The organism is Streptomyces sp. NRRL S-350 (assembly GCF_000719705.1).
Lineage (GTDB): Bacteria > Actinomycetota > Actinomycetes > Streptomycetales > Streptomycetaceae > Kitasatospora.
Window position 1 is genome coordinate 325,630 of the sequence record NZ_JOHO01000003.1, and the last position, 10,485, is coordinate 336,114.

Sequence of the window (10,485 nt, forward strand, 5' to 3'; positions counted from 1 at the left end):
GACTGGCCGTCCGGAGCCCCGCCCGGGGTCCGTGCGGGGCCTGTCCGGGGTCGGCGGTCGATGTCAGTGGCCCGGTGCAGGGTGGTTCCCACAGGCCGGGACGCCGATCCGGCTCCCCCCGATCACCCTGCCGCCGGGGCCACCGCGTACCCGGGCGGCCGACCCGAAGGAGTCTCGATGACCGACGTTCTGCGGCAGCACGCCGAGGACGCCTTCGCCGGTGAACTGGCCGCGCTGGCCGCGCAGGACGACCGTCCGCGCCCCGAGCGCTGGAAGCTCTCGCCGTGGGCCGTGGCGACGTACCTGCTCGGTGGCGAACTGCCCGACGGCACCCGGATCACCCCCAAGTACATCGGCCCGCGCCGGGTGGTCGAGGTCGCCGTGACGACCCTGGCGACGGACCGCGCGCTGCTGCTGCTCGGCGTGCCCGGCACCGCGAAGACCTGGGTGTCCGAGCACCTGGCCGCCGCGATCAGCGGCGACTCCACGATGCTGGTGCAGGGCACCGCCGGCACCCCCGAGGAGGCCGTCCGGTACGGCTGGAACTACGCCCGGCTGCTGACCGACGGTCCGAGCCGGGACGCCCTGGTGCCCTCGCCGCTGATGCGGGCGATGGCCGACGGAAAGATCGCCCGGGTCGAGGAGCTGACCCGCATCCCGGCCGACGTGCAGGACAGTCTGATCACCATCCTGTCCGAGAAGACGCTGCCGGTGCCGGAGTTGGGCTCCGAGACGCAGGCGGTGCGCGGCTTCAACGTGATCGCCACCGCCAACGACCGCGACCGCGGCGTCAACGAGCTGTCCAGCGCCCTGCGCCGCCGCTTCAACACCGTGGTGCTGCCGCTGCCGGGCTCGCTGGAGGAGGAGGTCGACATCGTCACCCGCCGGGTCGGCCAGCTCGGCCGCTCCCTGGAACTGGCCGAACTGCCCGGCGGGGCCGAGGAGATCAGGCGGGTGGTCACCGTCTTCCGCGAGCTGCGCGCCGGGATCACCGTGGACGGCCGGACGAAGGTCAAGATCCCGAGCGGCACCCTCTCCACCGCCGAGGCGATCTCGGTGGTGACCAACGGCCTGGCCCTGGCCACCCACTTCGGCGACGGCGTGCTGCGCGCCGGCGACGTCACGGCCGGCATCCTCGGCGCCGTCGTCCGCGACCCGGTGGCGGACCAGGCGGTCTGGCGCGAGTACGTCGAAGGCGTGGTGCGCGAACGCGACGGCTGGAAGGACTTCTACCGGGCCGCCCGCGAGGTGACGGCATGACCGCTGCTGGGGTCGCCCTCCTCGGCATCCGCCACCACGGCCCCGGCTCGGCCCGGGCGGTGGCCGCCGCGCTGGCCGGGTGGCGGCCGGACGCGGTGCTGATCGAAGGGCCGCCGGAGGCGGACGGGATCGTCCACCTGGCGGCCGGGAAGGACCTGGTGCCGCCGGTCGCGCTGCTCGCCCACGCGGTGGACGACCCGGCGAAGGCCGCCTTCTGGCCGTACGCCGAGTTCTCCCCGGAGTGGGTGGCGATCCGCCACGCCGTGGAGCACGACCTGCCGGTCCGCTTCATCGACCTGCCCGCCGGGTACGGCTTCGCGCCCGGCCCCGAGGAAGCGCCCGGCCCCGACGACGCCCCCGGCTCCGACGGCCCCGGCGGGCGGCCCGCCGATCCGCTGGCGCTGCTCGCCGAGGCGGCCGGGCACGACGACCCGGAGCGCTGGTGGGAGGACGTGGTCGAGCACCGCGCGCCCGGCACCGACGCGATGGCGCCGTTCGCCGCCGTCGCCGAGGCGATGGGCGCGCTGCGCGCCGAGGGCCTCGGGGAGTCCCGCCGGGACCTGCTGCGCGAGGCGCACATGCGCCGGCAGATCCGCGCCGCCCGGCGCGCCGGCCACCGCCGGATCGCCGTCGTCTGCGGGGCCTTCCACGTCCCGGCGCTGGAGACGATGCCCACCGACGCGCACGACCGGGCGCTGCTCGCCGGGCTGCCGAAGAAGGTGCGGACGGACATCACCTGGGTGCCGTGGACGCACCGGCGCCTGTCCCAGTCCACCGGTTACGGCGCGGGCGTGCAGTCGCCCGGCTGGTACCACCACCTGTTCACCACCGACGGCGACCCGGTGCCGCGCTGGCTGACCCGGGCCGCCGAGCTGCTGCGCGCCGAGGACCACCCGGTCTCCTCCGCGCACGTCATCGAGGCGGTCCGGCTCGCCGAGGCCCTCGCGGTGCTGCGCGGCCGCCCGCTCGCGGGGCTGACCGAGACCCTGGACGCGGTGCGGGCGGTGCTCTGCGAGGGTTCGGACGTCGCCCTGGAGCTCGTCCGAGACCGCCTGGTGATCGGCGACGAGCTCGGCGAGGTCCCCGACGCCGCACCGGCGGTGCCGCTGCAGCGCGACCTCGTCCGGCTGCAGCGCTCGCTGCGGCTCAAGCCCGAGGCCGCGCCGAGGGACGTCGACCTCGACCTGCGCAAGGAGACCGACGCGGCCCGCTCGCGGCTGCTGCACCGGCTGCGGCTGCTGGGCGTGCACTGGGGCGTGCCCGCCCGCTCGTCGGTCAACTCGACCGGGACCTTCCGGGAGAGCTGGCGGCTGTGCTGGCAGCCGGAGTTCGCCGTCCGGATCGCCGAGGCCGCCCAGTGGGGGACCACGGTCGAGGAGGCGGCCACCGGAAAGGCGGTCGGCACCGCCCGCGCCGCCGGCGAACTCGCCGAGCTGACCGGCCTGGTGGAGACGTGCCTGCTGGCCGGGCTGTCCGGCGCGCTGCCTGCCGTGATGCGGGCTCTCGCCGACTGCGCGGCCCTCGCCACCGATGTCGCGCATCTGGCCGGGGCACTGCCCGCGCTGGTCCGCGCGCTGCGCTACGGCGACGTGCGCGGCACCGACCACGGTGCGCTCGCCGGGGCGGCGGCGGGGCTGGCCGAGCGGGTCTGCGTCGGGCTGCCGCCCGCCTGCGTCGGACTGGACGCCGAGAGCGCGGCGGCGATGCGCGGCCGCCTCGACGAGGTGCACGGCGCGATCGGCCTGCTGGGCTCCACCGGGCCCCAGTCCGCCGACGCCGCACCGCCCGCCGACGCCGCACCGGCCGACGGCCTGAACGGCCAGGCCGGCCTGGCCGACCGCTGGGCCGCCGCCCTGCGCTCCCTCGCCGCCCGCGAGCCGTCCGGCGGACCGGCCACCGGCGCCCCCGGCCTGCTCCGCGGCCGGGCCGTCCGCCTCCTGCTGGACGACGGCCGGCTCGACTCCGAGGAGGCCGGCCGCCGACTGCGACTGGTCCTGTCCGTCGCCGCAGCCCCGGCGGACGCCGCCGGCTGGGTCGAGGGCTTCCTGACCGGTGGCGGCGCCCTGCTGCTCCACGACCCCCGGCTGCTCGCCCTGCTGGACGAGTGGCTGACCGGGGTGGGCGGGGAGGTCTTCACCGACGTCCTGCCGCTGCTGCGCCGCACCTTCGCCGGGCTGGAGGCGGGCGTGCGCACCACCATCGGCAGCCGGGTGGCGGCCGGCCCGCTCGGCGAGCTCCCGGCGGAGCGCGCCCCGGCGCGCGAGCTGGACCGGGCCCGCGCCGATGCCGCCGTCCCCGCGGTGGCCCTGCTGCTGGGCGTCCGCCCGACGATTCCCCGGCAGGCGGCCGGCCGCAACACCTGAGCGCCCGCCACCCCGCCCGGCCCGCCCGCCACCCCGCCCGGCCTGCCCGACTTACCCGCCCGGCAGCGGCCCCCCGGCGACCACCGCAGTGACCCCGACGACAGGAGGAGGACGAGATGGCAGCGCCCACGACCGACGAACGGCTGCGCCGCTGGCGGCTGGTGCTCGGCGGCGAGGCCGACGGCACCGGCTGCACCCTGCGCGGCCGGGACGCCGCGATGGACGGCGCCCTCGCCGCGCTCTACCGCGGCGCGCCCGAGGAGGCCGCCCGGGCACCCCGCGGTGGCCGCCGCAGCGCTGGGCTGGGCGGTTCGGCCCCACAGGTGGCCCGCTGGCTGGGCGACATCCGCGAGTACTTCCCGTCCACCGTCGTCCGGCTGATGCAGCAGGACGCGATCACCCGGCTCGGCCTGGACCGGCTGCTGCTGGAGCCGGAGATGCTGGAGGCCGTCGAGCCGGACGTCCATCTGGTCGCCACCCTGCTCTCGCTCAAGCACGCGCTGCCGGAGACCACGCGGGAGAGCGCCCGGGCGGTGGTCGGCAAGGTCGTCGCCGACCTGGAGCGCCGGCTGGCCGAACGCACCCGGGCGACCCTCGGCGGCGCCCTCGACCGAAGTGCCAAGGTCAACCGGCCCCGGCACCGGGACATCGACTGGGACCGGACGATCCGGGCCAATCTGAGGAACTACCTGCCCGACCACGGCACGGTCGTCCCCGAGCGGCTGGTGGGGCACGCCCGCGCCCAGCGCGCCGTGCGGAAGGAGGTCATCCTCTGCATCGACCAGTCCGGTTCGATGGCGCCGTCGGTCGTGCACTCGGCGGTCTTCGGGGCGGTGCTCGCCTCGATGCGCACCCTGGACACCCGGCTGGTCGTCTTCGACACCTCGGTGGTCGACCTCACCGAGCAGCTCACTGACCCGGTGGACGTCCTGTTCGCCACCCGGCTCGGCGGCGGCACCGACATCAACCGCGCGCTCGCCTACTGCCAGTCCAGGATCACCCGTCCGTCCGAGACCGTCGTGGTGCTGATCAGCGACCTGTACGAGGGCGGCATCCGGGACGGCATGCTCAAGCGGGTGGCCGCGATGAAGGCGGCCGGTGTCCAGTTCATCGCCCTGCTCGCGCTCTCCGACGAAGGTGCGCCCGCCTACGACCACGCGCACGCCGCCGCCCTGGCGGCCCTCGGCGCGCCGGCCTTCGCCTGCACCCCGGACGCCTTCCCCGGGATCATGGCCGCGGCCATCGAGAAGCGCCCCGTCCCGGTGCCGGACCAGGGCGCGTGACGGATTCACCCGGACGTGCGAATCCACCCGATCGGTGGACCGGCCGTCCCCCCGGGCGATTCGGCCTGTCTGTGACGGTTCTCACCCAAGCCGGGCAGGCCCCGGGCGGAACAGGCCCGTCCCACGGGGATAACCTGCCAGACGGACGTGACGCGCGTGTTGATTGACGTGTGCGCCCGTGGCTGTGTGGGCCGCAAGGCCGTACCTCTGCGTACCCGCACCGCCCCGACGACCCGCAGCGAAGATCCTGCCGTGGCACGCTCGTAGAGACACAATCCGCGACCACGAACAAGGACAAACACGTGGACCTGTTCGAGTACCAGGCGAGGGACCTCTTCGCCAAGCACGGTGTGCCCGTGCTTGACGGCGATGTCATCGAGACCGCCGCAGACGCTGCCGCCATCGCGGAGCGCTTCGGCGGCCGCGCCGTCGTCAAGGCTCAGGTGAAGGTGGGCGGCCGAGGCAAGGCCGGTGGCGTCAAGCTCGCCGCCGACCCGGCGGACGCCGTCGCCAAGGCCGAGCAGATCCTCGGCATGGACATCAAGGGCCACACCGTCAACAAGGTGATGCTGGCCCAGACCGCGGACATCAAGGACGAGTACTACGTCTCGTTCCTGCTGGACCGCACCAACCGCACCTTCCTGGCCATGGCCAGCGTCGAGGGCGGCGTGGAGATCGAGGTCGTCGCCGAGGAGAACCCCGACGCGCTCGCCAAGATCCCGGTCGACGCCAACGAGGGCTGCACCCCGGAGAAGGCCGCCGAGATCGTCGCCGCGGCGAAGTTCCCGGCCGAGGTCGCCGACCAGGTCGCCGACGTCCTGCAGAAGCTGTGGACCGTCTTCATCAAGGAGGACGCCCTCCTCGTCGAGGTCAACCCGCTGATCAAGTCCGGTGACGGCAAGATCATCGCGCTCGACGGCAAGGTCTCCCTGGACGAGAACGCCGAGTTCCGCCAGCCCGAGCACGAGGCCCTGGAGGACAAGGCCGCGGCCAACCCGCTGGAGGCCGCCGCCAAGGCCAAGGGCCTGAACTACGTCAAGCTCGACGGCCAGGTCGGCATCATCGGCAACGGCGCGGGCCTCGTCATGAGCACCCTCGACGTGGTCGCCTACGCCGGTGAGAAGCACGGCGGCGTCAAGCCCGCCAACTTCCTCGACATCGGCGGCGGCGCCTCCGCCGAGGTCATGGCCAACGGCCTGGAGATCATCCTCGGCGACCCCGACGTCAAGTCGGTCTTCGTCAACGTCTTCGGCGGCATCACCGCGTGCGACGCGGTCGCCAACGGCATCGTGCAGGCCCTGGAGCTCCTCGCGAGCAAGGGCGAGAACGTCACCAAGCCGCTGGTCGTCCGCCTGGACGGCAACAACGCGGAGCTGGGTCGCAAGATCCTCGACGACGCCAACCACCCGCTGGTCCAGCGCGTGGACACCATGGACGGTGCGGCCGACCGCGCCGCCGAGCTGGCCAACAAGTAAGGAAGGGGACTTAACACCATGGCTATCTTCCTTACCAAGGACAGCAAGGTCATCGTCCAGGGCATGACCGGCTCCGAGGGCATGAAGCACACCCGCCGCATGCTCGCCTCCGGCACCCAGATCGTCGGCGGTGTCAACCCGCGCAAGGCCGGCACCACGGTCGACGTCGACGGCACCGAGGTGCCCGTCTTCGGCTCCGTCGCCGAGGCGATGGAGAAGACCGGTGCCGACGTCACCGTCATCTTCGTGCCGCCGAAGTTCACCAAGGACGCCGTCGTCGAGGCCATCGACGCCGAGATCGGCCTGGCCGTCGTCATCACCGAGGGCGTCCCGGTGCACGACACCGCCGCCTTCTGGGCGCACGCCGGTTCGAAGGGCAACAAGACCCGCATCATCGGCCCGAACTGCCCCGGCCTGATCAGCCCCGGACAGTCGAACGCCGGCATCATCCCGGCCGACATCACCAGCTCCGGCAAGATCGGCCTGGTCTCCAAGTCGGGCACCCTGACCTACCAGCTCATGTACGAGCTGCGCGACATCGGCTTCTCCTCGGCCGTGGGCATCGGCGGTGACCCGGTCATCGGCACCACCCACATCGACGCCCTCAAGGCGTTCCAGGAGGACCCGGAGACCGAGATCATCGTCATGATCGGTGAGATCGGTGGCGACGCCGAGGAGCGTGCCGCGGCCTTCATCAAGGAGAACGTGACCAAGCCGGTCGTCGGCTACGTCGCGGGCTTCACCGCCCCCGAGGGCAAGACGATGGGCCACGCCGGCGCCATCGTCTCCGGCTCCTCGGGCACCGCCCAGGCGAAGAAGGAGGCCCTCGAGGCCGCCGGTGTCAAGGTCGGCAAGACGCCGTCCGAGACCGCCCGCCTGGCCCGCGAGATCATCGCCGCCCAGGCCTGATCCCCGCCCCGCGCGTGACGAGCGCCCCCGCCCCTCCCGGGCGGGGGCGCTCGCGGTTTCAGCGCGCCTTCGGCCCCGTGCTGCACGGCAGCGGCGACCACAGCCGGCAGACCGTCGGCCCCTGCGGCGGCGGCGCCTCGGCGCCTCGGGCGGCCGGCGGCAGCTCCCACCGGGCGGCGGCCTGGCCGTGCGGCTCCACCACGACCGCCTCCAGCCCCGGCGCCGGGCTGCACCACAGGCTGGTGATGCCGTTCGGGGCACCGCCGGGCAGCAGGGGTACGGCCGGCTCGTCCTCCTCGGCGGGGGGCAGGCACAGCGAGGGCGCCGGCGCGGGCGGCGGCCCGAACAGCGCCGCCGGCCGCATGCCCGCGAGGGTCGCCAGCACCGCCCCGCCCACCGCCACCGTCAGCAGCGCCGCCGCGCCCGTCCGGCTCGCCGTCCACAGCCGGTGCCGGGCCCGCAGCAGCGGCACCGGCGAGCGGTGCGGCGCCGGGCACCCGCGCACCGCCGCCCGGTGCAGCAGCCGGCTGAGGCCGTCCGCGAATCCCGGCGCCGACGGATCCGGCCCCACCAGGTCCGGCACCCACTGCGCCAGCGCCACCCGGGACGTCCACACCCGGCCCTCGGCCGCCGCCAGCGTCGACTCCACCTCGACCGCGACCGCCGCCGCCGGCAGCCCCAGCCCGTCGTGCAGCACCAGGGCCCGCCGCTGCGGCCGGGACAGCCGCCGGAGGGCCTTCAGGAGCGCCCGGTCCCGGTCGGTCAGCCGGTCGTGGTCCGGCAGCACCGCCTGGGACTCGTCGGCCGGGCGCACCTTGATCCGCCGGTGCGGCAGGCCCCAGGCGTGCGCCCGCCGGGGGCCGCCCCGGTGCCACGGCGACAGCGCCAGCTCGCAGGCCCGCACCCGCACCCACCCCTCCGGATCCCCCGACCCGGCCACCGCCGGCCACCCCCGCCGAGCCTCCCCGAACGCCCGCCGCACGCAGTGCACGGCCCGGTGCCGGCAGGCGGTCAGCAGGAACACCTGCTGTGCCAGCCGGGTGTACGCCGTCTCGTACAGCTCCTCGAAGCTGCCCGCCGGGCGGTCGGCGGGCGCCGGGGGTGCCGACTCCGGACCCTCGCCTGCGGCTGGTGCGGCCGGAGCCAGCTGCGCCATGGTGCCGTGCCCTTCCGTGCCCGCGGGCTGTCGGCTCCCGCTCGCCGTCGTGGAACCCGGGGCCGCCGGCGCCGCCTGCGCCGATCCGCTGCCGGGGGGGTGCTGCGACCCCTGTGCCATGGTGGCGGCCCGTGCCCGCGCTGCCACGTCGCCACGCTCCACCCCGCCCGCATGGCCCGCGTCCGGGTGTCCCGCGACCGAGGGGCGCCGCGCCGTGGCGGCGGGGGAGGCGGGGGCTCCGGCCGGCCCGTCGTCGGAGGCCGCCGTACGGTCGGGCTCCGCGTGGCGCCTGCCGGGGCCGGCGGGAGCTTCCGGCCCGGGCGGGCGTCCGGGCGCGGGGGGCGTGTGCGCCGGGGCCGCGCGCTCCGGGCCGGTCGGCTGCGCCGACTGTGCGCGCCACCGACCGGCGGCGGGCCCGAGGGAGGACGGGTCGACGCCGGCGAAGTTCGTCCGGATGGCGGCCGGGGGCGTCGGCAGGGGGTCCGCGGCCGGGGCGTCCGGGGCGAGGGTGTCCGGGGCTGGGGTGTCCGGGGCCGGGGTGTCCGGGGCCGGGGTGTCCGGGGCGGGGAAGCCCTCGGCCGGGGTGTCCGGGGCGAGGATGTCCGCGGCGCGGGTGACGGCCTCGGCTTCGGTGGGGGCGCCGAGCTTCCTCATGGCGCGCTGCAGGTAGCTGCGGGCCGTGGCGGGGGTGACGCCGAGGGCGGCGGCGGTGTGCGGAAGGTCGTGGCCGGCGGCGAGGTGGGCGAGGGCCTGGGCTTCACGGGGGGTCAGTTTCCGGAGCAGGCGGGCCGAGTCGCGGTCGGCGCGGGCGGGTGCGCGGTGGCGCTTCGGGGTGGGGGAGTCGGCGGTGGGCGGCGTGGCCATCAGACGCTCCGGGCCGGGGCGCCGGCGGCTTGGGGGCAGGGTCTGAAAATGCGCATAAGCCAATAATCTGGGACACGGCGGCGGTTTGCCGCTTCACGGAGCATGGCGAGTCGCCTTGGCACCATGAGGCGCATGACGCAGCTGATGGGCCGTCCGATCCTGGAGACGCCGGGCGCATTGGGCGGACGCCCGGCGCTGGCCGACCTGTTGGCGGGTGTGCGGGCGGCACTGGTCGGCCTGGCGGTGGTCGGAGTGCCGGTGCTCGGGCTCTGGGTGGTGACGCCCTACGCGGACGACGGTGCCGCCGCTGCCACCCGGTTGGCGGGGGCGCTCTGGCTGCTCGGGCACGGCGCGCCGGTGCTGCGCGGCGACGCGGACGCCCCGCTGACGGTCACTCCGCTGCTGATCGGTGCCCTGGCGGTGGTCCGGCTCCACCGGGCGGGTGCCGGGGTGGCGGCGCGGCGCGGGCTGCGTTCGCGGTGGGGCGGCCCGGTGGCGGTGTGGGCGGGCTACTGCGCGGTGGCCGTCGTGGTGGCGCTGCACTGTGCGGGCCCCGGGCTGTTCCACAGCCGGGTCCTGCCGGACGTGCTGGTGGTGGGGCTGGTGGCGGCCGTGGCGACGGCCGCCGGCGTCCGTTCGGCAGAGCGCCCGGGCGCCGCGGGGGCCGTCGCCTCCGCGTTGGACCGCCTTCCGCCGCCGTTCCGTCCGGCCGGCGGTGCGCCGGTGGTGCGGAACGCCGTGCTGGCGGCCGGGGCGGGGCTGGTCGCGGTGGGCGGGCTGCTGGTGGCGGTGTCGGCGCTGCTGGGCGCGGTGGCCGGCGGCGGTCGGGGGATGGCGCTGCTCGGGCGCGGGCCCGTCGCGCTGGTGGCCCTGTTGCTGCTCGCGCTGGTGCTGCTGCCGAACGCGGTGCTGTGGGGGACGGCGTACGCGCTGGGCCCCGGGTTCGCGGTGGGGGCCGGGACGGTGGTGGCGCCGGCCGGCACGGTGTTGGGGCCGGTGCCGGAGTTCCCGTTGTTCGTCCTGCTCCCGGCCGACGGCCCGGGCGGGTGGCGGCTGGTGGCGTTGGCGTTGCCGCTGCTGGCCGGGGCGGTGCCGGCGGTGCTTCTGGGCCGGGCGGCGGCGGGTCTGCGGCGTCCGGCCGACGGGGGCGCGGCGGGCGGGGGAGTGGCGGGCGA

7 protein-coding genes are annotated in these 10,485 nt (G+C 75.8%); 6 read left to right on the forward strand and 1 reads right to left on the reverse strand.

Annotated features, from left to right (window positions below; translation table 11 throughout):
- The first annotated feature begins 177 nt into the window (after window positions 1–177).
- The 5 genes from IF30_RS0105340 (at window position 178) to sucD (ending at window position 7,290) form a co-directional block, all read left to right on the forward strand.
- Window positions 178–1,260 carry an ATP-binding protein gene (locus tag IF30_RS0105340; protein ID WP_030232619.1) on the forward strand — a complete coding sequence of 361 codons (1,083 nt, stop codon included), beginning with the start codon at window positions 178–180 and terminating at the stop codon, window positions 1,258–1,260.
- The gene (locus IF30_RS0105345) at window positions 1,257–3,623 is read left to right on the forward strand and encodes a DUF5682 family protein (RefSeq protein ID WP_037898984.1); all 2,367 of its coding nucleotides are present in this window, start codon (window positions 1,257–1,259) and stop codon (window positions 3,621–3,623) included. The genes IF30_RS0105340 and IF30_RS0105345 overlap by 4 nt, the downstream gene beginning before the upstream one ends.
- Before the next feature lie 116 nt (window positions 3,624–3,739).
- A complete protein-coding gene (locus IF30_RS0105350) occupies window positions 3,740–4,906 on the forward strand; it encodes a VWA domain-containing protein (RefSeq protein ID WP_030232624.1) in 1,167 nt (388 codons plus the stop codon).
- A 302-nt stretch (window positions 4,907–5,208) separates the two neighbouring features.
- On the forward strand, window positions 5,209–6,381 hold the full coding sequence (gene sucC / locus IF30_RS0105355) for an ADP-forming succinate--CoA ligase subunit beta (RefSeq protein WP_030232625.1): 1,173 nt from the start codon (window positions 5,209–5,211) through the stop codon (window positions 6,379–6,381).
- An 18-nt stretch (window positions 6,382–6,399) separates the two neighbouring features.
- The gene (gene sucD / locus IF30_RS0105360; RefSeq protein WP_030232628.1) at window positions 6,400–7,290 is read left to right on the forward strand and encodes a succinate--CoA ligase subunit alpha; all 891 of its coding nucleotides are present in this window, start codon (window positions 6,400–6,402) and stop codon (window positions 7,288–7,290) included.
- Window positions 7,291–7,348: 58 nt separating this feature from the next.
- Here the strand turns inward: sucD and IF30_RS50145 are convergent, their stop codons facing one another.
- Window positions 7,349–9,310: a sigma factor-like helix-turn-helix DNA-binding protein gene (locus tag IF30_RS50145; protein ID WP_030232630.1), complete on the reverse strand. Its 1,962-nt coding sequence runs from the start codon at window positions 9,308–9,310 to the stop codon at window positions 7,349–7,351.
- Between the two features lie 132 nt (window positions 9,311–9,442).
- Here IF30_RS50145 and IF30_RS0105370 point away from each other — a divergent pair.
- Window positions 9,443–10,485 (forward strand): DUF6350 family protein (locus IF30_RS0105370; protein ID WP_234322584.1); only part of this gene is annotated, 1,043 nt, incomplete at its 3' end.